The organism is Catenulispora yoronensis (assembly GCF_039531695.1).
GTDB lineage: Bacteria > Actinomycetota > Actinomycetes > Streptomycetales > Catenulisporaceae > Catenulispora > Catenulispora yoronensis.
The window spans coordinates 40,409-64,451 of the sequence record NZ_BAAAQN010000003.1; the positions used below are offsets into that span (position 1 = coordinate 40,409).

A 24,043-nucleotide genomic window follows, 5' to 3' on the forward strand; every position below is an offset into this window, starting at 1 on the left:
GCCGACCGGCGAGCCTTGCTGCCATGCCCGTTATTGATCGAGAAGCGGCCGGAGAGACTCCGGCCACCGCGACTCGCACCACCGAAGTCCCCGCCACACCGACCCCCGCCACCGAAGCCCCGACCACCGAAAACCCCGCCACCGAACCCCTCACCCCCCGCCTCCGCCTCGTCCTCGTCCTCCTCCTCACGACCCAGTTCATGCTCGCCGTCGACTTCGCTATCCTCAACGTGGCCCTCCCCGACGTCGGCAAGAGCCTGGGCTTCTCCCTGGCCCACCTCCAGTGGGTCATCACCGCCTTCGCCCTCGCGGCGGCCGGCTTCACCCTCCTGCTCGGCCGCGTCGGCGACCTGTTCGGACGCCGCCGCCTCTTCCTCGGCGGCCTCGTGGTCCTGGCCGCGGCCTCGGTCGTCGGCGGCCTGGCGCAGAACCCTGAGATGCTCATCGCGGCGCGCGTCTTCCAAGGCCTCGCCACCGCCGCCGTCACCCCGGCCGCGCTCTCCCTGATGACGATCTCCTTCCCCGAAGGCCCGCTCCGGGAGAAGGCCCTCGGCCTCAACGGCGCGCTGATGTCCAGCGGCTTCACCACCGGCGCGATCCTCGGCGGCGTGCTCACCGACCTGCTGTCGTGGCGCTGGGCCTTCTTCATCAACGTGCCCGTGGCGCTCGCCGTCCTGGTCGTCGCACCGCGTGTCATCAAGGAGTCGCGCCCCGACGTGCGCCCGAAGCTGGACGTCCCCGGCGCCGTCGCCGTCACCCTCGGCCTGCTGGCCGTCGTCTTCGGCCTCACCCAGGCCGGCGACCGCGGCTGGGGCTCGGCCGGTGCGCTGCTGTCGCTGGCGGCGGGTGCCGCGCTCCTCGTCGTGTTCTACGCGGTCGAGCGCAAAGTGTCCGCGCCGCTGGTTCCCCTCACGGTCCTGCGCAAGCGGACGGTGGCCTGGGGCAACGTCGCCGGCCTGATCGCCTTCCTCACCGAGACGTCCCTGGTCTTCCCGCTGACCCTCTACTTGCAGAACGTCCTGGGCTTCTCCCCGCTCGCCGCCGGCCTGTCCTTCGGCGTCCTGGGCCTGGGCACCGTCACCGGCGGCGTCACCGCCTCGAAGGTGATCGGCCGCCTGGGCACCAAGCGGACGCTGATCGCCGGCGGCCTCCTCCAGGCCGTGTTCACCGCCGCCCTGATCGGCCTCGGCCCCGAGCACTCGTGGCTGTGGCTGATGCTGACGGCCAGCTACTTCGGCGGCGTGGGCAACATGCTGGTCATCGTCGCCTTCATGGTCACCGCCACCTCCGGCCTCGCCGACCGCGAACAAGGCCTCGCCACCGGACTGGCCACCATGACCCAGCAGGTCGGCATCACCATGGGCACGCCGATCATGAGCTCCGTCGTCACCGCCGCCATGGTCGGCACCGGAACCGCGGCCGTCCTCAGCGGACTGCGCGTCGCGATCGCGGTGAACGCCGCCATCGTGGTGTTCGGGATCCTCACCAGCGCCGTGTTCCTGCGCGGCCACCAGTCCGACCAGTCTGGCCAGCTCGACCAGTCCGGCCAGCCCCGCCAGCCCGACCAGTCCGCTCAGTCTGCTCAGTCCGCTCAGTCCGCGGGCGTGGCCACCACGCCGGGCGGCAGCGGCGCCGTCCGCTGAGCGTCCAGGAACGCCTTCACCGTCGCGCTGTCCGACCGTCGCCGGAGCCAGAACAGCGCGACGTTGCGGTGCGCGGTGGGGGAGTCGATGGTCCGGATCGTCAGCCCCTCGGTGCTCGTCGTCTGCAACGCCAGCCGGTTGACGATCCCGATGCCGAAGGCGGCCCGGACCAGGGCGACCAGCGTGGCCGGCTGGTCGGTGAGGTAGACGATGTTGGCCCGGGCGGCGGCGTCCCCGAGCGTGTTGCGCAGGTCGAAGCCGCCGCCCTCCTCCTCGGTGCCCGCCGGGTTGCCGATCAGCGGCCGGCCCAGGACGTCCTCGACGCTCACCGACGACCGCTCGGCCAGCGGATCGTTCTCCCGCATCACGGCGACGATGTCCTCGCGCCAGATGGTGCGGTGCGACAGCATCGCCTCGCGCATCTTCGGCAGCAGCGGCCGGAAGGCGAGGTCGACCGTCCCCTTGGCGACCATCTCCTCCAGCGTCGCGGCCGTCCCTTCGCAGAGCTCGACGGTGATGCCGGGGTGCCGGGCCTGGAGCTCCTGGAGGATGGCCGGCAGGTAGGTGGAGCTGACGCTCGGATAGCTGCCGATCGACACGTGCGCGACGATGTTGTCCAGCGTGCTGCGGGCCGCCTCGACGCCGCGCTGGAGCTCCAGCATGGCGGTGAGCGCGTGCCCGCGGAACAGCTCGCCGGCCTCGGTGGTGCAGATCGGCCGGGCCTTGCGGTCGAACAGCGTCACGCCGAGCGCGTGCTCCAGGGCCGCGATGTGGGCGCTGACCCGCGACTGCGACAGGTGCAGCGCCAGAGTGGCGGCGCCGAACCCGCCGCAGTCGGCGACGGCGAGGAAGCTTTTCAGCCACGCGGTCTGCAACGACATCGCGTCGCGCGGATCGCGCGGCAGGTCCAGGGCGTCCAAGCCGTCGTAGACGCCCGAGGGCTCGGGGGAGTCACGCGATTCGGCCGCGTCGCTCATTCCGCCGCCGATCCGGCCCGGGCCAGCGCGACCAGCTCGGCCAGGTGCAGCACCCGGGTCCGCAGGCGGGCACGCCGCACCGCGGTGATCAGCTGGCGCTGGCATCCGGGGTTCACCACGGCCACGAAGTCTAGATCGAGTTCCTCCAGCACGGCTAGCTTGGCTTCAAGCACTCGCCGGCTGTCACGGCGCCGCAGAATCGCGTACGTCCCGGCCGCGCCGCAGCAGTCCCCGGCCCCCGGTACCTCGACGTACTCGCCGAGCGCCGCGAGCACCCGGCGCGGCGCCTCGCTGACCCCCATCCCGTTGCGCAGGTGGCACGAGTCCTGCAAGCCGATGCGCGCCGGGCGTCCGTCGACGAGCAGCGGTCCGGGCAGTTCGCCGCGCTCCAGCAGGACTTCGGAGAAGTCGGCGACCCGATCGCGACCAGCGACCGCGGCCAGATGTGCTGCGCAGCCACCAGCCGTGGAGACGATCCGGCCCGGTCGCGCCGTCAGCTGCTCGGCGAGTTCGGTGCCGGTCGCCAGATCGCCGTTGTGCGCGTGCAGTGCACCGCAGCAGCCTTGGTCGGAGGGAATCTCCAAGCCCGGCAACGCATCGGCGGCGGCGCGGCTGACGCCCGGGAACAGGACCCGCTCGAAACAGCCGAGCATGAGCCGGTCGGTGCCAGTGCTATCGCTAGCGACATCGCTCGCGGCACCGGAACCAGCACCGGCACCGCTCCCGGACGCCGTGAACGACGCGTGCCGCCGGAACGGCACCAGCGAGCCGGCCAACCGGATGAGCCGTCGACTCCGCGCGAAGACCAGCAGCGGCCACACCCGCACCGGCCGCCGCCGTCCCTTCCACTGCGCGTCCCGCAGCTGCTCCAACAACCGGCCGTAGGGCACCTCGGCCGGACACACCGGTTCGCACGCCCGGCATCCCAGGCAGAACGACCCCTGCTCCTTGGCCGCCGCGTCGAAGATGTCGACCTCGCCGTGGTCGATCGCGCGCATCAGCGCGATCCGCCCGCGCGGCGACGACGCCTCGTCGCCGGTCAGCTTGTACGTCGGACACGAGGGCAGGCAGAACCCGCACGAGATGCACGTCCCCAGGTCCTCGGCATCGAAGAACCCTTGATCGCGCTGTTCCGTGAGTCGCTCAGTGAATCGTTCCGTCGTCATGATCCGAGCTTTCCGGGGTTGAGGATGCCCTTCGGGTCGAAGGCCCGCTTGATCCGGGCCTGCAAAGCGACCTGCGCGCCGCCGAGCTGCGCGGCCAGATACGGCAGCTTCGCCGCGCCGACCCCGTGCTCGCCGGTGATCGTCCCGCCGAGTTCCACGGCGACCGCGAAGACGTCGTCGAACGCCGCGGCGACCGCGGCCCGCTGCCGGGCGTCACCGGGATCGAAGCACCCGACCGGATGCGCGTTCCCGTCGCCGGCGTGCCCGAAGGTCGCGATCGTCACGCCGTGCCGCGCCGCGATCTCGTCGATGCGTCGCACCAGCTCGGGCAGCCGCGAGCGCGGCACCCCCACGTCCTCCAGCATCGTCGCCCCGCCCAGCTTCGACAGCGCCGGCAGCGCGCAGCGGCGCGCCGCCAACAGCGCCTCCGACTCCGCCGCGGCCGTCGCGACCTGCACCGACAGCGCGCCGTGCGACCGCGCCGTCTCGGCCATCACGTGCAGCGTCCGGTCCACCTCCGGCGCGCCGCCGTCGTCGCCGAACAGCAACAGCGCCCCGGCCGTCGTGTCCAGCCCGAGCCGGGCGTAGGACTCGACCGCCCTGACGCAGTGGGCGTCCAGGAACTCCAGCGTCGCCGGGAGCACCCCGGCCGCGACGATGCCGCGCACCGCCTCGCCGGCCGCCTCCAGATCGGCGAAGTACGCCAGCCCGGTACGGCTCGTCGCGGGCGCCGGACGCAACGCCAGCGTCAGCTCGGTCAGCACCGCCAGCGTGCCCTCGGACCCGGTGAGCAGCCGGACCAGGTCGTAGCCGGCGACGTCCTTCAGCAGCCGCCCGCCGGCCCGGATCACCTCGCCGTCGGCCAGCACCGCCTCGACGCCGAGCACGTAGCCGCCGGTGTTGCCGTACTTCAGGCCGTGCAGCCCGCCGGCGTTGGTGGCCACGTTCCCGCCCAGCGTCGAGACCCGCTGGCTGCCGGGATCGGGCGGATAGTGGAGTCCGTACTCCGCGACGGCGCGCGCCAGCGTCTGGGTCGTGACACCGGGCTGCACCACCGCGGTCAGGTCGACCGGGTCGACCGCCACGACGCGGTCCATCCGGGTCAGCGCCAGCACGACGCCGCCCTGGACCGGGACGGCGCCGGCGGCCAGGCTGGTGCCCGCGCCCCGGGGCACGATCGGTATTCGGTGCCGGTCGGCCCAGCGCAGGATCCGCGCCACCTCCTCGGTGCTGCCGGGACGGACCACGGCCTGCGGGACGCCGGAGAACCCGAAAGTGGCGTCGGTCCGGTAGGGCACGAGGGCCGCCGGGCGGATCTCCACGTGTTCGGGCCCGACGATCCGCCGCAGGTCCGCGTCGATCGCGATCGGACTGAGCGGCGCGCCGTGGCTTGAGTCGTGGCCCGCGCAGCGGCTTGAGTCGCGGCCCGCGCCGAGTGTCCCGGCCGGCGCCGGCTCGGCCGTCCTCATGCCGCCGTCATCCCGCCGTCGGCGATCAGCGCCGTGCCGTTGACGAACCGGCCGTCCGGCCCGGCCAGGAACGCGACCAGGGCCGCGATCTCCTCCGGGGTTCCCATCCGGCCGTCGAGCTGGCGCGCGGACATCGCGGCCCGCGCGGCGGCCGGATCCGGCGCGTTCGCCAGGATCTTGCCGATCCACTCGGTCTCCACGGTGCCCGGGCAGATCGCCACGCTGCGGATCCCCTCGTGCCCGTGGTCCACCGCGACCGCCTTGGTGAGCCCCACCAGCCCGGCCTTGGAGGCGCAGTAGGCCGCGCGCTTCGGAATCCCGACCTGTCCGGCGACCGACGCGATGTTCACGATCACCCCGGTCCCGCGGTCCAGCATCAGCGGCAGGATCGCCCGCGTGGTCAGGAACGGGCCGGTCAGGTTCACCGCCAGCACCCGGTTCCAGTCCTCGTCGCTGGTCTCCAGCACGGTCGCGGCCACCCCGATGCCGGCCACGTTCACCAGCAGCTCCGGGGCCCCGACCGTGACCGCGATCTCGCGGGTCACCGACCCGACGGCCAGCGGGTCGCACAGGTCGACCGGGAACGCGCGGGCCCGGCCGCCGGCGTCCTGGACCAGCTCGCCGGTGGCCGCCAGCCCGGCGGCGTCCAGATCCATCATCGCGACGTGGAACCCGTCGGCGGCCAGCCGCAGCGCGGTCGCGCGGCCGATGCCGGACGCGGCGCCGGTCACGACGGCGACGGCGACGGTGTCGGTGACAGTGACCGCGACTGCATTCTCGGCGCTCACGCGTACTCCGTCCCGGGCAGCGAACCGTCCATGGCGTAGCCGCCGTCGACGTCCAGACAAGCGCCGGTGGTGTAGCAGGCGTCCTCGGAGGCCAGGTAGCAGATCGCCGAGGCCACCCACTCCGGCGGCGCGATCTTGCCCAGCGGGATCTTCCCCAGCAGGGACCTGACGACCTGCGCGGTGTAGATGGGCTCGCTCATCCGGGTCTTCGTGGCCCCGGGGCGGACACAGTTCACGGTGATCCCGTACGGCGCCAGCTCCGAGGCCATCGTCCGGGTCATCGCCTCCAGCCCGCCCTTCGTCGCCGTGTACGGCGCGGCGTTCGGCTCCGAGACGACGGCGTGCACCGAGGACACGTTGACGATGCGCCCGGCGGTCTGCGTGTCGACCATGATCCGGGCCACCGCCTGGCTCAGGAAGAACAGCCCGGTCAGGTTCACCGCCAGCACCCGGTCCCAGTCCTGGCGGGTCACCTCCAGGAACGGGGCGATGTGCAGGATCCCGGCCACGTTGGCCAGCACGTCCACCCGCGGGGCCTCGGACCGCAGGCACGCCGCCAGCCGGTCCGCCGCCTCCGGGGCCGCGACGTCCAGGTCGAGCAGCCGCAGCCGGCCCGCGCCCGGATCCCGCCAGGGCTGGCTGTGCCGCACGTCGACGGCGAACACCGTCGCGCCCTCGGCCAGCAGCCGCTCGGCCGTTGCCCGGCCGATGCCGGAGTCGGCGCCGGTGACCACGGCGACCTTGTCGGTGAATCTCATGCGTGCGCCTCTCGTCCGCGCCGGAAAAGGTTCGGGGCCCGGCCGGCCGTCCCGGCCTCGTGCCGGAGCACGGAGCCGGACAGCGGCCAGGCGGCCAGCTGGTCCTCGGTGAGGTCGATCGACGCCGAGGTGATGAACATGGTCCGCAGCCCGGGCCCGCCGAACGCCACGCTCGTCGGGCGCGGGACCGGCACCGGCAGCCGCCCGGCCACCGTGCCGTCGGGGGAGAAGCGGACGATCTGCGCGCCGTCCCACATGGCGCACCACACGTCCCCGGCCGCGTCGACCCGCAGGCCGTCGGGGATCCCGGCCAGGTCCGAGGTGTCGGCGAAGACGTGGCGCGGGCCGAGGGCGCCGGTGGCGGCGTCGAACGCGTAGCGGTGGATGACGTCGGCGCGGGAGTCCACGAAGTACATCCAGCGGCCGTCCGGCGACCAGTCGATGCCGTTGGAGCAGTAGAAGCCCTCGTCGGCGACGGTGACCGCGGCGTCAGCGGTGCCGTCCAACCGGTAGAGCCGCCCGACCGGCCGCGTCTCGCCGTCCTCCAGCGAACCGGTCCAGAACCGTCCGGCCGGGTCGACCGATCCGTCGTTGAAGCGGCAGGACGGACGGTCGGCCTCGGGATCGGCCAGGAACCGCAGGGCGCCGCTGTCCAGGTCGAGCAGGTGCCAGCCGGTGCGCAGGCCCGCGATCAGGATTCGAGGATCCTCGGTCAGACCCAGGCAGCCGACCTGCGCCCCGACCTCGATCCGCCGAGGCTCGCCGGGCCCCTGGACGAACACAGCCCCCGCGACGATGTCCACCCAGTACAAGGTGTCAGTCCGCGCATCCCACACCGGGCCCTCGCCCAGGGTTGCCCGCCCGGGCCAGAGCACTGAGATCCGCGACGGCTCCGACAGCTCCGACAGCTCCGACAGCTCCGACGGCTCCGACAGCTCAGCAGGTTCCGGCTTCATACGACCGCTCCCATCCGCCACGGCACGATCTCCTCGGTGCCGAAGCCGAGTGCCTCGGACTTGCTCGGGGCGCCCGAGGCCATGTCGATCAACGCCTCGAACAGGCGCACACCGTAGCGGACCTGGTCCTGGCGCGACATCGCCGGACCGGCGTCGAAGTCCATGTCGCCGCGCATGTGCTCGTACAGCCGCGAGGTCGTGCTGATCTTCAGGCACGGCGTGGGCCGCGACCCGAACACCGAGCCGCGGCCGGTGGTGAACGCCAGCAGCGTCGCTCCGCCGGCCACCATCCCGGTGGCCGACACGGGGTCGTAGCCGGGGGTGTCCATGAACGTCAGGCCCGCCGCGGTCACCGCCTCGGCGTAGGCGACGACGTCGGTGAGCGGGCTCGTGCCGCCCTTGAGGACGGCGCCCAGCGACTTCTCCCAGATGGTCGTGATCCCGCCGGCCTTGTTGCCCTTCGACGGGTTGCTGTCCAGCTCCGCGCCGTTGCGCGCGGTGTAGTCCTGCCACCACGCGATCAGCTCGTCGACGCGGCGCCCCACCTCCGGGCTCACGGCCCGGTCCCGCAGCAGGTGCTCGGCGCCGTAGATCTCCGGCGTCTCCCCGAGGATCACCTTGCCGCCGGCCGCGACCAGCAGATCGGCCGCCACCCCGAGCGTCGGGTTGGCGGTCAGGCCCGAGTAGGCGTCGCTGCCTCCGCACTGCAACCCCAGCACGAGCTCGGAGACCGGGATCGGTTCCCGGCGCAGCGCCGACACCTTCGCGGCCATCTCGGCGACCCGCTCCAGGGCGGCGTTGACGGTGGCCGCGGTCCCGCCGAGGTGCTGGATCTCCAGGGTCTCGGCGGGCACCTCGGCCCCGAACAGGTTCTCCGGCAGGTTGACCTCGCAGCCCAGGCTGATGGTCAGCACGGCCGCGATGTTCGCGTGCCCGGCGTAGCCGCGCAGCGTGCGCCGCAGGATGTCGTCGCCGGCCGTGCCCTCGGCCATGCCGCAGCCCAGGTCGTGGGTCAGGGCGATGACCCCGTCGAGCCCGGGGGTTCCGGCGTGCGCGGCGGCGGCGGTCTGCGCCACCATCCGCGCCACCGTCGCCGAGCAGTTCACCGTCGGCAGCACGGCGATGTAGTTGCGGGTCGCGGCCCGGCCGTCGGCGCGGCGGTAGCCCTGGAAGCGGTCGCGGGTCGGCTCGGCCGGCGGCCGCCAGGGCGTCGCGGCCGAGGTCCGCGTCGGCGCGGTGCCCAGGGTGTGCGATCCGACGCCGAGGTTGTGCGTGTGCACGTGGGCCCCGGCCGGGATGTCCTGGCGGGCCAGCCCGATCACCTCGCCGTATTTGCGGACCGCGGCGCCGGCGGCGACGGCGCGCACCGCCACCTTGTGGCCGGCCGGCACGTCGTCGCCGGCCGGGACCACCCCGGCCTCGGTGGCCACCGGCGTGCCCCGCTCCACGTCGCCGACGACCAGCCCGACGTCGTCGGTCCCGGCCATCGGCACCAGCGGCTGCACGACGCCGGGCGGCTCCGGTGCCGTCATGGCCGGGTCCGGCGGGAGATCGGGATCGGCCCCGGCGACGGAGCCGGCGTGAATTCGGGGGCGGGAAGCCGGGTTCTCATATCGCCGACCATAGATCGCCGGGACCGGCGCGGCGAAGAGTGAGTAACAGAACGGCACCATCCGTATCGCGGATAGCCGGTTATCCGGAATCCGGATCGGAGCCATCCGGATGACGGATTGGAGAATCCGAAAACTCCTTCGTTACCGTGAACAATTCCCTGCCTTTGTCGAGAAAAGGAGTCCCATGAGATTCGCACGCCACGGTGCCCCCGGCCAGGAGCGCCCGATCGTCAGCGGCGCCGACGGCCTGTGGCGCGACCTGACCCCGGTCGCGCCCGACCTCGGCCCGGACCTGCTCCTGCGGACCGAGGCGGAGCTCGATCTGCTCCGGTTGCCGGTCGTCGAGCAGGTCGAGCGGTTCGGGCCGCCGCTGCCCCGCATCGGGAAGATCGTCTGCATCGGGCTCAACTACAGCGACCACGCGCGCGAGACCGGGGCCACGCCCCCCGAGGAGCCCATCGTGTTCTTCAAAGCCCCGGACACCGTCGTCGGACCCGAGGACGAGGTCCTGATCCCCAGGGACTCGGTGAAGACCGACTGGGAGGTGGAGTTGGCCGTCGTCATCGGGACCGAGGCCCGCTACCTGGACAGTCCGGCCGACGCCCTGGCCCACGTCGCCGGCTACGCCATCAGCAACGACGTCAGCGAGCGGGAGTTCCAACTGGAGCGCGGCGGCCAATGGGACAAGGGCAAGAACTGCGAGACCTTCAACCCCTTCGGGCCCTGGATCCGCACCGCCGACGAGGTCCCCGACCCGCAGCGGCTCGGGCTGCGGCTGTGGGTGAACGGCGAGCTCAGGCAGGACGGGAGCACCGCCGACATGATCTTCGGCGTGGCGCATCTGGTCTGGTATCTGAGCCGGTTCATGGTGCTGCGGCCCGGTGACGTCATCAACACCGGCACGCCGGCCGGCGTCGCCCTGGGCAGTCCGGACCCCGTCTTCCTGCGCGCCGGCGACCGGGTGGAACTGGAGATCGACGGGCTCGGCCGGCAGCGGCAGACCCTGCGCGACGCGCACTGATCGGACCTCCGGCGGGGCCGGCCGTATCAATGTTCTTCATAAAGCGGATTCCCGGCCGGGTCCGCACGCCGATTCCGGGCCCATCCGTATTCCGGATTGCCGCCTGCCGAAACATGCGCTTCACGGGCGGAGAACGCCGAGCGTAATCTCGGCTGCACCCCGCGGACGATGCCTGATAACCGCGATGTTTCCCTTTCTCGCCATGCCCGGAACCGCACTGGAGGAATAGATGTCTGGACCCGCTCCCGCGCCCACCCCCTCAGGGGCCTGACCGTGGCGGCCCCGGCCCCGGCCGTCCCAGCCGCCCCGGCCGCCCCGGCCATCGCGGTCGGCAACGTGTCGAAGTCCTTCGGCGGCATCCCCGCGGTGGCCGGCGTCTCGTTCACGGTCTCCGGCGGCGAGGTCGTCGCGCTGGCCGGCGAGAACGGCGCCGGCAAGTCGACCGTCAAGAACATCATCGGCGGGATCCTGCGCCCGGACTCCGGACAGGTCAGCTTCGGCGGCGTGCCCGCCGGCGCCGGGGTCGGCGGGGCCAAGCACTCCGGCGTCGCCACCGTGCACCAGGAGACGAGCCTGTTCCCGGACCTCACCGTCGCGGAGAACATCCTCATCAACCGGCTCCGCACCCCCGGCCGCCCGACGGTCCGGCCCGGACACCTGCGCGGCGTGGCCGGACCCCTGCTGCGGCGCGTCGGCGCGGGCTTCGGCCCCGAGGCGCTCGTGCGCGACCTGTCCGCCGGACAGCGCCAGCTGGTCGAGATCGCCAAGGCGCTCGCGAGCGACCCGCGCGCGATCGTCTTCGACGAGCCGACCGCCTCGCTCAACCTCGCCGAACGCGAGCTGGTGATGCGGATCGTGGAGCAGTTGCGCGCCGACGGCGTGGCAGTCCTCTACATCTCGCATTACCTGGAGGAGATCGCCCGGCTCAGCCAGCGCGTCGTGGTGATGCGCGACGGCCGCGTGGTCGCCGACCGGCCGACCGCCGAGCTCGACCGCCCGGCGCTGGAATCCCTGATGGTCGGCCGGGAACTCGCGCACGGCTACCCGCCGCTGCCCCGGCCCGGCTCGGTGCCGACGCTGGCGGTGCGGGGCCTGGGCGACGGGGACCGGGTGTCCGGGGTCTCCTTCGACATCGCCCGCGGCGAGGTCTTCGGGCTGGCCGGGCTGATGGGCTCCGGCCGCACCGAGGTGGCGCGCGCGGTGTTCGGCCTGGCCGGCGGCCCCGGCCACGTCGAGCTCGACGGCCGCCGGCTGCGGCGCGGCGACGTCCGGGCCGGGATCGCGGCCGGGATGGCGTTCGTCACCGAGGACCGGCGGCACGAGGGGCTGTTCCTGGAACGGCCGATCCGGGAGAGCCTGTCGCTGGTCGGGCTGGACACCGTGCGGCACCGGCGCCGCCTGGGCTGGCTCGACCGCGGCGGCGAGCGCCGGCTGACCGACGACCTGGCCGGCCGGGTGCGGCTGACCGCCCGCGGCGGCCTCGGCGCCGACGGCGGCTCGCTCAGCGGCGGCAACCAGCAGAAGGTGGTCCTCGGCAAGTGGCTGGTCCGGCCGCCCCGGCTGATCATCCTCGACGAGCCGACGCGCGGGATCGACGTCGGCGCCAAGGCCGAGATCCACCGGCTGCTGGTGGACCTGGCCCACGGCGGCACCTCCATCCTGCTGATCAGCTCCGAGATGGAGGAGGTGCTCGGGCTGAGCCACCGGGTCGGCGTGATGCACGACGGCCGGCTGGCCGGGATCCTGGACCGGGCGCGGGCCACGCAGGAAGCCGTGATCCGGCTGGCGACCGGGGGTGGGGTCCGATGACCGCCCGCCCGGCGGCACTGCCCCGCCTGCTCGGCCCGCTGCGCACCGCCGTGCGCCGCCAGCCGCTGTTCCCGGTGCTGCTCGTGGTGCTGCTCGCACTGTCGGCGCGCTACGACGGCTTCGGCACCGTGGCCAACTTCCGCAACATCGCGATCCAGGCCAGTCCGCTGGTCATCGCGGCGGTCGGCATGACCTTCGTCATCCTGACCGCCGGGATCGACCTGTCGGTGGGCTCGATGCTGTTCCTGGCCGCGGCGATCGAGTCCGGATCGCTGGTCGTGGACCACGGCCCGGCGGTGGTCTTCGCCGTGGTCTGCGTCGCCGGCGTGGGCATGGGCCTGGTCAACGGCCTGGCGGTGGCCCTGACCCGGGTGCCGGCGCTGATCGTCACCCTGGCCACGATGCAGGTGTTCCGCGGCGCCGGCGGCCACATCACCGGCCAGCAGAACATCGGCCTGCCCGACGCGCTGCGCGGCATCGGCACCGGGAGCCTGCTCGGGGTGCCGACGCCGGTCGTGCTGGCGGCCGCGGTGGTGCTCGGCGGTATCGCGCTGTTCGGGCGGACCACCTTCGGCCGGTACGTGCAGGCCGTCGGCTCCAACCAGGCGGCGGCGCAGGACGCCGGCCTGCCGGTGCGCGGGGTGCTGATCGGCGCCTACGCGCTGGCCGGACTGCTGGCCGCCGTCGCCTCGCTGACCCAGACCGCCCGGCTGGGCGCCGTGCAACCGTCCATCGGCCAGGGCTACGAGCTCACCGTCGTCACCGCCGTGGTGCTGGGCGGCACCAGCCTGTTCGGCGGCCGGGGCAGCGTCGGCGGCAGTGTGCTCGGGGCGGTGGTCCTCACGGCGGTCCAGACCGGACTCGTCTTCTCCGGAGCCTCGCCCTACGTGTTCGACATCGTCCGGGGCGGCGTGCTGCTGGCCGCGGTCCTCGCCGCCGGGGCCCGGTGGCGGGAGCCGGCCCGAGCGGTGCGGCGGATCGTCCGGCGGATCCGGCCCGCGACGGGTCCCGACCTCGCGGCCTGAGCTGTCCGCTCTGTCTGCTCGGGCTGTTCCGCCTGTTCCGCCTGCTCTGCCTGTTCCGTCTGTTCCGCCTGCTCCGAAATCCCCTGAACCATTTTCCGACCAGACCCTCCAAGGGAGTCATTGTGAGAAACACCGGTGTTCTGCGGACCTCCGTCGTCCTGGCCGCGTCCGCGCTGGCCCTGTCCGCCTGCGGGTCGAGCTCCGGCGCCAAGAGCGCGGGCGGCTCCGGCGGCGCGGCCGGCGGCAAGAAGCACACCATCGGCGTGAGCTTCGACCTGCTCAACGCGATCCGCCAGGCCGAGAAGGCCTCGATCCAGAGCGCCGCCGAGGCCGCCGGGTACTCCGTCGTCTTCGACGTCGCCGACCAGGACGCCCAGAAGCAGGCCTCGCAGATCCAGGACCTGATCCAGACCCAGAAGGTCGACGCGGTCATCGTGATCGCCCAGGACGGCCAGCAGATCACCGCCTCGGCCGGCCTGGCCAAGGCGCACAACGTGCCGTTCCTGGCCGTCGACCGCTCGGTCGCCGACCAGAAGGACCTCACCTTCCAGATCACCGGCGACCCGGTCGCCGACGGCAAGGCCGTCGCGGACGAGTTCCTGGCCGCCGCCAAGACCACGCCGCTGAAGGTGCTGGAGCTGGTCGGCGGCCTGACCGACCAGAACGCGATAGGCCGGCGCGACGGGTTCAACCAGGCGCTCGCCGGCCAGCCCGGGGTGACGATCGTCAGCCAGGTGCCCACCGACTGGGACCCGGCCAAGGCGCTGGACGGGACCGCCAACGCGCTCCAGAAGGACCCGACGATCAACGCGGTCTACAGCCCCTCGGACTTCCTGCTGCCCTCGGTCCAGTCGGCGCTGACCGCGGCGGGCCGGCTGGCCCCGATCGGCGACCCCAAGCATGTGTTCACGGTGACGATCGACGGCGACCAGAACGGCTGCAAGGCGTTGCGGGCCAAGACGCTCGACGCGGACATCGCCACCCCGGTGGGCGACTTCGGCAAGCAGGCCGTCGCCGCGATCACCACGGCGCTCGGCGGCGGATCGGTGCCGGCCAAGAGCGTGCAGGCCAAGGGGCTGACGCTGAACCAGGCGAACTTCGCCACGACCAGCTCGCAGGTGTGGGGCTGTGCGTCCTGAGCCCGCGCGGGTGGAGGGGTCCGTCGCGGATCCCTCCACCGCATCCGCGCCGTCGAACTCGAACGCTGGGTCGTCGAACCCGAGGGCTGTGTCGTCGAACCCGAAAACTGGGTCGTCGAACCCGAAGACCGTGTCGTCCGCGTCAATGTCGGCGGTGGCCCGGCTGCGTGATCCGGCGCACCGGCCCGCGTGGTTCGCCGACCTGGCGATGCTGCCGGCGTTGCTGCTGCTGGTCGTGGTCCTGAGCTTCCTGACCGACGGCCTGCTGACCGCGTCGAACCTGACCAACGTCCTGAGCCAGTCGGCCGTGGTCGCGATCGCGGCGATCGGGGCCACGTTCGTGATCCTCACCGGCGGGATCGACCTGTCGACCGGCAGCGTGATCGGCGCCGGCGGCGTCGCCGGGGCGTGGATCATCACCAGCACCGGCAGCATGGCGCTGGGGATCGTCGCCGGACTGGCCACCGGCATGCTGATCGGGCTGCTGATCGGGCAGGTCGTGGCCCGGCTGAACGTGGTGCCGTTCGCCGTGACGCTGGCCGGCCTGTACGTGGTGAGCGGCTGCACGACGCTGCTCAGCCACGGCCGGACGATCGCCCCGGTGCCGGCCGGGTTCGTCCGGTTCAGCATCGACGGCCCCGGCGGGGTGCCGTACTCGGTCTGGGTGGCGCTCGTGCTCTACGTGCTGGCGCAGATCGCGCTCACGCGGACGGTCTGGGGCCGCCGGGTGCTGCACGTCGGGGCGAACCCGGAGGTGGCGCGCATCAGCGGCGTCAATGTGGTCCGCACCCGGACCAGCGTCTACATGGTGGCCGGGCTGTTCTCGGCCGCCGCCGGCATGGTGCTGACCTCGGGGCTCGCCGGGGCCGGCGCCGGGATGGGCGGTCCGCTGCTGCTGAACGTCGTCGGCGCCGTCGTGCTCGGCGGGACCAGCCTGGCCGGCGGCCGGGGGAGTCTGCTGCGCACCGGGATCGGGGTGCTGTTCCTGGGATTCCTGGCCAATGGGATGAGCCTTCTGGGATTGCAGAGTTATGACCAGCAAATGGTCACCGGATGCTTTATTTTCGTGGCCGCTTCCGCCGACGGGATATTGCGTTGGCTGCGGAGGCGATCTGCCGCTTCCTGACGTGTTCCAGGGCTTTTCCCGGCCGGCCGGACCGCCAGCGACCTTGTCACTCGGCCGTCCGGTCGGCCGGTTGCGTTCTGCGGGAATCGCCATCCGCCAGACGGATCGCAGTGTTCTGAAAGTCACGATCGACGTATTCGGACCGCCGTCGCTAGCTTCATCCCCGGTCCCGTCATGCCGATTCTGGAAAGGAAGACCATGGCCCGCCTCCTCCCCGCCCGTCGCACTTCGGACCCGTCCCCGCCCACAGCTCCGTCCGCCGCGGCTCCGCTTGCCGCTGCTCCGTCCGCCACCCGGCTCAAGCGCCGTCTGCTGTCCTGGGTGCTGGCGGCGGCCACCGCCGTCGCCACGGTCCCGCTCCTGCTCGTCACCGGCGCCGCCCCGGCCGCGGCCGCCACGCCGACGTTCGACCCCAGCCAGTTCCACGGGGTGCACTGGTCGCGGCTCGGCGACAACTTCACCGCCGACCCGCTCGTGCTCCAGGGCCTGTCCGCGTCCGACGACTACAACGCGACGCGCACCAAGGCCGACGCGATGTTCGCGACCTTCGCCTCCAACCTCGGCGCGAACACGGTCCGGATCCCGATCAACCCGGTCACGGCGGCCGGCACCAGCTACTACGGTGTCATCGACGCGGCCGTCGCCCGCGGGTTCAAGGTGGTCCTGTGCTACTGGTCGCAGGACGGGACCAACATGGTGAACTCCGGCCTGCTGCCGTCCTGGAACCAGATGTGGGACACGCTCGCGGCGAAGTACAAGTCGCAGCCGCTGGTCTATCTGGACCCGATCAACGAGCCCATCGGCTTCACCACCCAGCAGTGGCTGGACTTCGCGGCCACCTGGATCACCCGGATGACCGGTGACGGCGTCCCGAGCAACCGGCTGTTCGTCGAGGGCGCGCAGCTCGACGGCGGCGGCTGGGGCAGCGACCTGCGGCCGCTGTGCAACGACGCCCGCTTCAACGGCGTCTACCTGGCCATGCACCGCTACGGCTTCCCCTACGCCGCGCGGACCTACGACCAGTGGGTCACCGACATCACGACCCTGATGGGCAACTGCTCCTCGCGCACCGTGATCGAGGAGTTCGGCGCCGAGTCGGACACCGGCGTGGACTACGACGCCGCTCCCAGCGGCACCACCGACAAGGAGGTGGCCTTCCTGAAGGCCGTCACCGACGTCGTGCACACCTACCACCTCGGCGCCATCTGGTGCCACACCATCGGCGGCCGGACCTCCACCCCGGACCACGACACGCTCAACAACCAGCGGCTGTTCAGCGCGTTCGACACCACGAGCTCCAGCAACCTGCCGCTGTGGACTCCCAACCCGACCTCCGTCGACCGGCTCGAATACGCCTGGGGCGGCCCGGGCTCCCAGACCACCGAGCTGCGCAGCGTCTACTACAACAAGTGCCTCGACGTCCCCGGCTCCTCGCAGACCAACGGCACGCAGGGCCAGGTGGCCGGCTGCACGAACGCCGCCAACCAGCAGTGGAAGCGGCAGGCGAACAACACGATCACCGTCTACGGCGGCGCCAAATGCCTGACCGCCCTCGGAGCCGGCACGACCAACGGCACCAAGGTCGTCATCAGCGACTGCACCGGCGGGGCGAACCAGAAGTGGTTCTTCTTCTCCGACGGAACCCTCCGCGGCGGCCAGTCCCACCTGTGCGTCGACGCCGACCTCTACGGCACCACCAACCTCCAGCTGTGGTCCTGCGGCGGCGGCACCAACCAGAAGTGGCGCCTCACCGGCTCCCCGGTGGGCCTGCGGGCCCACGCGAACGGCCAGATCGTGACCGCCGAGCAGGCCGGCGCGCAGCCGCTGATCGCCAACCGCGCCGTCGTCGACAGCTGGGAGACGTTCGACTGGTTCGACAACGCGGACGGCAGCGTCAGCCTGCGGGCCCACGCCAACGGCAAGTACGTCGACGCACCCAACACGACCACGCCGCTCATCGCCGACGCCACCGCGATCGCCGCCCCCGAGGAATTCGACCTCGTCTTCAACGCGGACGGCAGCTACAGCTTCCGCGCGCATTCGACGACGCAGCTCGTGACCGCGGACAGCGCGGGCGCCTCGTCGCTGATCGCCAACCAGACGTCGATCGGCGCGGCACAGGAGTTCGACCTGCTGGTTTGATCGGGCTCGGTATCGCGGCCGGCTTGAAGGACCGGCCTGAAAGACCCATCTGAAAAGGACGACGCCGCGGCGCTTCCCTCAGCGCCGCGGCGTCGTCGTGCCGATCGATCCTCTCCGGTACTTTGCGATCCCTCTCAGGCCCGGGCGGCCTCCCAGACGCTGCTGGTGCGGAAGTAGGTGTCGTATATCTCCTGCACGTCCAGCAGGCTCTCCGGAGGGACCTTCCCGTAGGCGATGCGTTCCAGGTGCCTGAAGTATTCGAACCTTTCGACGCCGGGCGTGATCACGATGAGCAGGTCGGCGTCCTCCCCGGGGGCCGCCGCGAAGGCGTGGACCAGACCCGGCGGTACGACGACCAGGTCTCCGCGTCCGGCGGTGACGACCTGGTCGCCGGAGAGCAGCTGCGCGGTGCCGTCGATGACGTAGAACAGCTCGGCGGAGCCCGCGTGGTGGTGCGGCTTGGCGCCGTCGGCGCCGTCGGCCAGCGTGACCTGCTGCGTCGACAGCGCGCCGCCGGTCGAGGAGCTGTCGGCCAGCAGGCGGATCGTGGTCGGGGCGCGGCCGATGACCTCGGCCTCGGCGGAGCGGGCGATCACGGACTGGGATTCGTTGAAGGACGGCGTGAGCAGGGACATGACGACTCCTGTCGAAAGGTTGTGGCGGGTAATAGGCCGGGTACCAGGCCGGGTACTGCGGGACGGGACGGCCGGGATCAGGCCGCGAACAGCAGGGCCGCGCTGATGACGACGACGACCGCCGTGGCGAAGTGGATGCCGAAGGCCGCCGCCTTCGAGCCGCCGTTCCTCAGCACGACGAAGGTGTCGCCGAACGGGGTCACCGCGACCGCGAGCATGAACCAGGCCTCGGCGTGCGTGCCGGAGAAGGCCAGCAGCGCCAGGCCGATGAGGCCGGACGTGATGTCGCGCAGGCCCTTGATGGTCAGGTAGGGGCGCGAGTCGCCGTCCTCGCGGACCGGGACTCCGTACGCCGCCGCCGCGGCTATCGGGACCGCGAAGAACCGGGCGCCGATGAAGATGATGAGGAGGTCGAGCAGGACGGCCAGCGTGGAAGCGATCGCGGTGAGCATGGCATCTCCTTGGTCCCCGGGCTGTTCGCCCGTCGGCTTGGCAAGTTCGTTGCCAAGAAGCTAGCGCCCCTTGATTCACTCTGGCAAGTTTTTGCCAATAATGTTTGCCAAGACTGTCGATCGACGCAGCTCAGCGCGCTCGCCGCCGGCTCCGGACCGGCTTGCCAAGTTGCCAAAATTGCCACGCCGGGGCTATTTTCCAGGTAGCGATAGCCGGGGCTTTGCCACAGGCCGTGGCAAAAAGGAGTCACAGACATGCTCGAACAGCCTGCCTTCGGGCAGCGACTGCGCCGCCTGCGCGTCGAGCGCGGCCTCACCCAGGGCGCACTGGCCGGCGAGGAGCTGTCCACCGGCTACCTGTCCCGCCTGGAGTCCGGAGCCCGGCAGCCCACCGAGCGGGCCGTCCGGCTGCTCGCCGACCGCCTCGGCATCGACCCCGCGCGGTTCGCCGAGCCCGAGGCCTCGCCGCTGGCCGAGACCCTGGCCGTCGCCACCGGCCTGGGCCCCGACGAGGCCGGCCCGCTGCTGGCCGAGGCGCTCGCCGACGCCGGCGGCCAGGACCCGCTGACCCGCTGGCCGGCCCTGTACCAGGTCGCCGAGTGGCGGCGCCGGCGCAACGAGCACGCCCAGGAGCGGGTCCACCTGGAGGAGCTCGTGGCGCTGAGCGACCAGGTGGGGATCCCCGAGCTGCGGATCAGGGCCCTGACCCAGCTGGCCCGGTGCCGCCGGTCGCTGGGCGAGGTCCCGGCGGCCGTCGACACCGCCCTGGCCGCCTACCGGCTGGCCACCGCCGAGGCCGCCGCGGCCCGGACCGCGCCCCCGCTCTCGGCCGGCGTACCGACCACGGCCACCGCCCTGCTTGCCCTGGTGTCCGCGCTGGCCGAGGCCGGCCGGCTCCCCGAGGCGCGCCGCCACGCCGACGAACTCGTCGATCTGGTCGCCGGCCGCTCCGACACGCTGTGGGCCGAGGCCATGTGGACCGTCGCCGCCGTCCGGTCCCGGCAGGGCGAGTTCGGCGCCGCGAAGGAACTGCTCGACCAGGCCCTGGACCGCTACGACGGCCGCGACAACTTCACCCTGTGGCTGCGCCTGCGGGCCGTCGCCGCCGACCTGCACCTGGTGATGACCCCGCCCGACCCGGCCGCGGCACTGCGCTACGTCGAAACCGTCGAGACCTACCTGGCCTTCGCCGGGACGCCGGCCCTGCGCCAGGCCCTGACCGTCCTGCGCGCCCGCATCGCCTTCCAGGAGGACCGCACCGAGGAGGCCCGCGGCCTGTTGGCGGGGCTCGATGGCGCCGAGCTGTTCATGCCCTACCGCCAGCAGGTCGAGCTCGAAGTGCTGCGCAACCAGCTCCTGCTGCTGGACGGCCGCAGCGAGGAGGGGATGGCCGGGCTGCGCGCCCTGGCGCAGCACGCCCAGGACGGCGCGAACCTGGACCTGGCCGCCTCGATCTGGAGGCTGGCCGCCGAGGCCCTGGCGCGGCCCCGGGACTGAGCGGCGGCCGCGGGACCGATCGGCCGCCGAAACCCATGTCCGAGCCCTGACATCGCGCCTCTACAATGGTTCCGATTCGAGCAAGGGGATGGACCGTGGAGACATCGTGGGGTCCGCCGCCGGACCCGTCGCAGGCCGCCGATCTGACCGACTTCATCTCGTTGTTGAACGACCTGCGGCTGTGGGCCGGCGGTCCGTCCTACCGGACTTTGGCAAAGAAGGTCGGTCCGCTGCTCCGCCCGCCGCGCCAGCTGACCCACACCACCTTGGCCGACACCTTCCAGACCGACCGCCGACGGCTCGACATCGACCTGGTGCTGGCCGCCGTCCGCGCCCTCGGCCTCGACGAGCCCGAAGTGGACCGCTGGCGTCAGGCCTACGCCCGGGTGCAGCGGCGCGGAGCACCGGCCGGCGATGCCGGCGGCAGCCCGCTGCGGCTGCCCGCCGACCTGCCGACGTTCACCGGCCGGACCTCCGAGGTCGAGCGGCTCCTGGCGGTCGCGGGGGAGGCCGGCCCGGCCCGCACCGTCGTCATCTGCGCGATGGAGGGCATGGGCGGCATCGGCAAGACCCAGCTCGCCGTGCACGCCGCGCACACCCTGGTGCGGTCCGGCCGCTACGCCGAGCTCCAGCTGTACGTGAACCTCCGCGGCTTCGACCCCGAACGGCCGCCCGCCGATCCGGCCGCCGTGCTGGAATCGTTCCTGCGCCGCCTGGGCGTCGCCGCCCAACACGTGCCGGACTCCCTGGACGAGCGCGCCGCGATGTTCCGCGACCGCATGCACGGCCGCGACGCCCTCGTCGTGCTCGACAACGCCGCCGACGAGAAGCAGGTACGGGACCTGATCCCGGCCAGTCCCGGATGCCTGGTGCTGGTCACCAGCCGCCGCAGCATGTCCGGGATCGACGACGCCATGGTGTTCCAGCTCGAACTGCTCGGCCCCGCCGAATCCGCCGGGCTGATCGCCCGGATCGCCGGCCCCGAACGCGCCGCCGCCGACCCGGGGGCCACGCGCCGCGTCGCAGACCTCTGCGGCGGCCTGCCGCTCGCCGTCGTCCTGGCCGCCGCCCGCCTGCGCTCCCCGCCCGCCTGGACCATGCGGGACCTGGCCGACCGGCTGGAGCACGGCATCGGCGAACTCGCCGACGGCGAGCTGAACCTCGCCGCTGTATTCGAGCTCTCCTACAGCGGCCTGCCCCAAGCGGCCCAAACCGTGTTCCGGCTCATGGGCATCGACCCCGGACTGGACGCCACCGCCGAGTCCGTCGCCGCCCTCGCCGGGATCCCGGCGTACGAAGCCCGCCGAATCCTGGAACTGCTCCAGGACGAACACCTGGTCCGGCAACAGGTTCCCGACCGCTACGAGCTGCACGACCTGCTTCGCGCCTTCGCCATCGACAAGTGCCACGCCGTGGACCCGGCCGCCGACCGCGAGGCCGCCGTCGACCGCTGGCTCGACTGGACCCTGCAATCCGTCTACACGGCCATGGACCAGCTCCAACGGCTGGTCTTCCGCGTCGACCCGCTGCCCTGCCCGCCCGGGATCGAACCCGCCGCGTTCGCCGACGAGGACGAGGCCCGCGCCTGGGTGGCCGCCGAACGCGCCAACCTCGTCGCCGCCACCCGCCACGCCGCCGCACACCGCCCCGGCCACGCCTGGCGCATCTGCCAGGCCCTGGCGCGGTACTACCTGTTCTCCGGCTACAACTCCGAATGGGCCGACCAGCTCCGCCACGCCATCCCCGCCGCCGAAGCCGAAGGCAACGCCGCCGCGCTCGGCGAACTCTGGCACAGCCAAGGGACCTTCGAAGGCGTCGCAGGCTTCTTCGACCGAGCCCTAATCGCCTTCGGAAAAGCCGTGCCCCACCGCGAACTCGCCGGCGACCGCTCCCGCACCGCCATCACCCTGGGCAACCTCGCCTGCGTGCACCTCGACCTCGGCCACTACCGGCAGGCCACCGCCGCGTTCCGCCGGTCGCTGGTACTGCTGCGCGAAACCGGCCACCACGTCGGCGAAGCCTCGATGGTCCACAACATGGGCGTCGTCCTCGCCGCGACCGGACGGCACCGCCAGGCCGTGGAGACCCTGACCGAGGCCCACGACCTGTACCGGAAACACGGCGAGGAGGACGACCCGATGGTGGCGCTCGCCGCCCTCGGCCAGAGCCTCGGCCTGCTCGGCGAGCACGAGCGGGCCCAGGCCACGGTGGCGGAGGCCGTCGCGTCCGCCGAACGCGTCGGATCGAGCCGACGCCTCGGCGCGCGGCTGAACATCCTCGGCACGCTGGCGACCCAGCGCGGCGACTACGAGGAAGCCGAACGCTCGCACCAGCGCGCCCGACAGATCGCCCACGAGATCAGCGACCGCGGCGAGGAGACCGAGGCGCTGTATCGACTGGGGGTCAACGCCCTGCGATCCGGCGAACCCAAGGCGGCACTGGAGTTCCTCGAACTGGCGGACGGCCCGATGCAGGGGCAGAGCCGCCATCGCTGGGTTCTGCCACTGGCCCAGGCCCGCGGCGACGCGCTGCTCGCGCTCGGCGCGGTCGAAGCGGCGGACCAGCAGTTCGAGCTGGTGCTCGCCGACGAGGAACGGTCCGAAGCGGTCGTCATCGGCAGCGCCGCCTACGGCAAGGCGCGGCTCGCGCTGGCCCAGCAGCCGCCGGACCGCGACGCTGCCCGCCGATGGCTGCGCGAGGCGTTGCGAGTGCTGAGCGAGGCTGAGCTGCCCTCACTGGAGCACGAGATCACCGCGGCGCTCGCGGAGGTCGAGGCGCAGCTGGGGTGAGGCGCTGCCGTGGTGAGGCGTCCCGGAATGCGCGGCAGGCGGGTGCCGGTTCCGGGTCAGGCGAAGATCGACGCGTCGAAGTAGGTGTCCATGGCGGCGATCAGACCGCCGTCGCCGACCGTGAAGATACTGATTCCCGACCAGGCAAGGTCCTTGCCGGCCACGGTGGTGGCGGTGGCGTGCCAGGACACTGCGAAGCTGTCGCCCCCGGGGTGCACAGCGTCGGGCTGGAGGCCGGAGAACGCCGCGAGCAAGGGGAGGACACCGCTCAGGCGCTCGAACATCGCGGCGCGACCGCGGACCTCGGGAGCCCCGACCGGGTCGCGGACCACGGCGTCCTCGGCGAGCGTGGCGCTCCAGGCCCGCGGGTCGCCGGACTCGGAGGCCGCGAAGTAGGCGGCGACGGGAGCGGGGAGATCGATCTGGCGGAGGTGCGTCTCAGTCATGGGCCTACCCTCGTCGCCGGGCGTCGGAGGAGACAGACCGCGATGTTCCTAGCCATGGCGCGACCACTCAGAGGCTGTCGCAGCCAGCCGATACTCTCGGCGCATATTTGGAGCATCGTTCAGCGGCACCGTAGGAGAACAGGTCATGGGCGCGTCCGGCTGGGGCTACCGGGAGAAGTTTCAAGACGACATCGCAACGACGTTCGCAGCGTTGCAGGCCGTGACTTTCGACGGCAGCGAGTACAACGAGCACTGCGCCACCTTGGAAGACCTGTGGGCCGACGAAGAGTTCATGGAAACCATCGGCACCCACTCGATTCTTGACATCTACCGCTTGGTGGCACCGGAGACGCCCCGTGACCGCCTGTACTACAACAACATGCGACCGCTGACGGATGACGAACTGATGGCCGCCTTCGAGTGTCCTCGCCCCACGCTGGCCACGTTCCAAGAGGCCGAGGACGCCGGCCGCCTTCCCTTCGACGGCCGCTGGAACGGTTGCTGCGCCGTGATCTACAAAGGCGGGAAGCCGGATGAGGTCGCCTTCTGGGGATACTCGGGCGACTGAGCCGGTTCGTGGTACCGGCGCACC

The 24,043-nt window shown here is 72.2% G+C and carries 20 protein-coding genes; 10 read left to right on the forward strand and 10 right to left on the reverse strand.

Going from position 1 to position 24,043, the window contains the following annotated elements; translation table 11 throughout:
• Positions 1 to 23: 23 nt before the first annotated feature.
• Complete coding sequence (locus ABD481_RS03140) at positions 24 to 1,643, forward strand: MFS transporter (protein ID WP_344663952.1); 1,620 nt, start codon at positions 24 to 26, stop codon at positions 1,641 to 1,643.
• Here ABD481_RS03140 and ABD481_RS03145 read toward each other — a convergent pair.
• The 7 genes from ABD481_RS03145 to ABD481_RS03175 are packed head-to-tail and all read right to left on the reverse strand — an operon-like array spanning position 1,592 to position 9,289.
• Positions 1,592 to 2,620, reverse strand: coding sequence for a LysR family transcriptional regulator (locus tag ABD481_RS03145; protein ID WP_344663953.1), 1,029 nt, complete (start codon positions 2,618 to 2,620; stop codon positions 1,592 to 1,594). The two genes, ABD481_RS03140 and ABD481_RS03145, sit on opposite strands and share 52 nt — an antisense overlap.
• A complete protein-coding gene (locus tag ABD481_RS03150; RefSeq protein ID WP_344663954.1) occupies positions 2,617 to 3,786 on the reverse strand; it encodes a (Fe-S)-binding protein in 1,170 nt (389 codons plus the stop codon). Before ABD481_RS03150 ends, ABD481_RS03145 begins: the two co-directional genes overlap by 4 nt.
• Entirely contained in the window at positions 3,783 to 5,255 is a 1,473-nt protein-coding gene (locus ABD481_RS03155) for an FAD-binding oxidoreductase (RefSeq protein ID WP_425559101.1), read from the reverse strand. Before ABD481_RS03155 ends, ABD481_RS03150 begins: the two co-directional genes overlap by 4 nt.
• Positions 5,252 to 6,043 (reverse strand): SDR family NAD(P)-dependent oxidoreductase, encoded by a 792-nt coding sequence (locus tag ABD481_RS03160; protein WP_344663955.1) that lies wholly within the window; start codon positions 6,041 to 6,043, stop codon positions 5,252 to 5,254. Before ABD481_RS03160 ends, ABD481_RS03155 begins: the two co-directional genes overlap by 4 nt.
• Positions 6,040 to 6,801, reverse strand: coding sequence for an SDR family NAD(P)-dependent oxidoreductase (locus ABD481_RS03165; RefSeq protein WP_344663956.1), 762 nt, complete (start codon positions 6,799 to 6,801; stop codon positions 6,040 to 6,042). The genes ABD481_RS03160 and ABD481_RS03165 overlap by 4 nt, the downstream gene beginning before the upstream one ends.
• A complete protein-coding gene (locus tag ABD481_RS03170) occupies positions 6,798 to 7,757 on the reverse strand; it encodes an SMP-30/gluconolactonase/LRE family protein (protein WP_344663957.1) in 960 nt (319 codons plus the stop codon). Before ABD481_RS03170 ends, ABD481_RS03165 begins: the two co-directional genes overlap by 4 nt.
• Complete coding sequence (locus tag ABD481_RS03175) at positions 7,754 to 9,289, reverse strand: UxaA family hydrolase (protein ID WP_344663958.1); 1,536 nt, start codon at positions 9,287 to 9,289, stop codon at positions 7,754 to 7,756. Before ABD481_RS03175 ends, ABD481_RS03170 begins: the two co-directional genes overlap by 4 nt.
• 265 nt (positions 9,290 to 9,554) lie before the next feature.
• Between ABD481_RS03175 and ABD481_RS03180 the strand changes: the two genes are divergently transcribed.
• From ABD481_RS03180 to ABD481_RS03205, 6 genes are all read left to right on the forward strand, one after another.
• Positions 9,555 to 10,391, forward strand: coding sequence for a fumarylacetoacetate hydrolase family protein (locus ABD481_RS03180; RefSeq protein WP_344663959.1), 837 nt, complete (start codon positions 9,555 to 9,557; stop codon positions 10,389 to 10,391).
• A gap of 273 nt (positions 10,392 to 10,664) precedes the next feature.
• Complete coding sequence (locus ABD481_RS03185) at positions 10,665 to 12,200, forward strand: sugar ABC transporter ATP-binding protein (protein WP_344663960.1); 1,536 nt, start codon at positions 10,665 to 10,667, stop codon at positions 12,198 to 12,200.
• Entirely contained in the window at positions 12,197 to 13,225 is a 1,029-nt protein-coding gene (locus ABD481_RS03190) for an ABC transporter permease (protein ID WP_344663961.1), read from the forward strand. Before ABD481_RS03185 ends, ABD481_RS03190 begins: the two co-directional genes overlap by 4 nt.
• 122 nt (positions 13,226 to 13,347) lie before the next feature.
• Complete coding sequence (locus ABD481_RS03195) at positions 13,348 to 14,364, forward strand: sugar ABC transporter substrate-binding protein (protein WP_344663962.1); 1,017 nt, start codon at positions 13,348 to 13,350, stop codon at positions 14,362 to 14,364.
• A gap of 130 nt (positions 14,365 to 14,494) precedes the next feature.
• A complete protein-coding gene (locus ABD481_RS03200; protein WP_344663963.1) occupies positions 14,495 to 15,490 on the forward strand; it encodes an ABC transporter permease in 996 nt (331 codons plus the stop codon).
• A 198-nt stretch (positions 15,491 to 15,688) separates the two neighbouring features.
• Complete coding sequence (locus ABD481_RS03205; RefSeq protein ID WP_344663964.1) at positions 15,689 to 17,632, forward strand: ricin-type beta-trefoil lectin domain protein; 1,944 nt, start codon at positions 15,689 to 15,691, stop codon at positions 17,630 to 17,632.
• A 134-nt stretch (positions 17,633 to 17,766) separates the two neighbouring features.
• On the opposite strand, the gene ABD481_RS03210 is transcribed toward ABD481_RS03205, so the two are convergent.
• Both ABD481_RS03210 and ABD481_RS03215 read right to left on the reverse strand, forming a co-directional pair.
• Positions 17,767 to 18,267: a cupin domain-containing protein gene (locus ABD481_RS03210; protein WP_344663965.1), complete on the reverse strand. Its 501-nt coding sequence runs from the start codon at positions 18,265 to 18,267 to the stop codon at positions 17,767 to 17,769.
• A gap of 77 nt (positions 18,268 to 18,344) precedes the next feature.
• Positions 18,345 to 18,719 (reverse strand): DUF4267 domain-containing protein, encoded by a 375-nt coding sequence (locus ABD481_RS03215; protein ID WP_344663966.1) that lies wholly within the window; start codon positions 18,717 to 18,719, stop codon positions 18,345 to 18,347.
• A 255-nt stretch (positions 18,720 to 18,974) separates the two neighbouring features.
• On the opposite strand from ABD481_RS03215, the gene ABD481_RS03220 reads away from it, so the two are divergent.
• Both ABD481_RS03220 and ABD481_RS03225 read left to right on the forward strand, forming a co-directional pair.
• Entirely contained in the window at positions 18,975 to 20,216 is a 1,242-nt protein-coding gene (locus ABD481_RS03220) for a helix-turn-helix domain-containing protein (RefSeq protein WP_344663967.1), read from the forward strand.
• Positions 20,217 to 20,311: 95 nt separating this feature from the next.
• Positions 20,312 to 23,005, forward strand: a complete 2,694-nt coding sequence (locus ABD481_RS03225; RefSeq protein ID WP_344663968.1) for an ATP-binding protein — start codon at positions 20,312 to 20,314, stop codon at positions 23,003 to 23,005.
• 56 nt (positions 23,006 to 23,061) lie between these two features.
• Here ABD481_RS03225 and ABD481_RS03230 read toward each other — a convergent pair whose 3' ends face one another.
• Positions 23,062 to 23,451: a nuclear transport factor 2 family protein gene (locus tag ABD481_RS03230; protein ID WP_344663969.1), complete on the reverse strand. Its 390-nt coding sequence runs from the start codon at positions 23,449 to 23,451 to the stop codon at positions 23,062 to 23,064.
• A gap of 145 nt (positions 23,452 to 23,596) precedes the next feature.
• Here ABD481_RS03230 and ABD481_RS03235 point away from each other — a divergent pair, with 145 nt between their 5' ends.
• Positions 23,597 to 24,019, forward strand: coding sequence for a hypothetical protein (locus ABD481_RS03235; RefSeq protein WP_344663970.1), 423 nt, complete (start codon positions 23,597 to 23,599; stop codon positions 24,017 to 24,019).
• Positions 24,020 to 24,043: the final 24 nt, after the last annotated feature.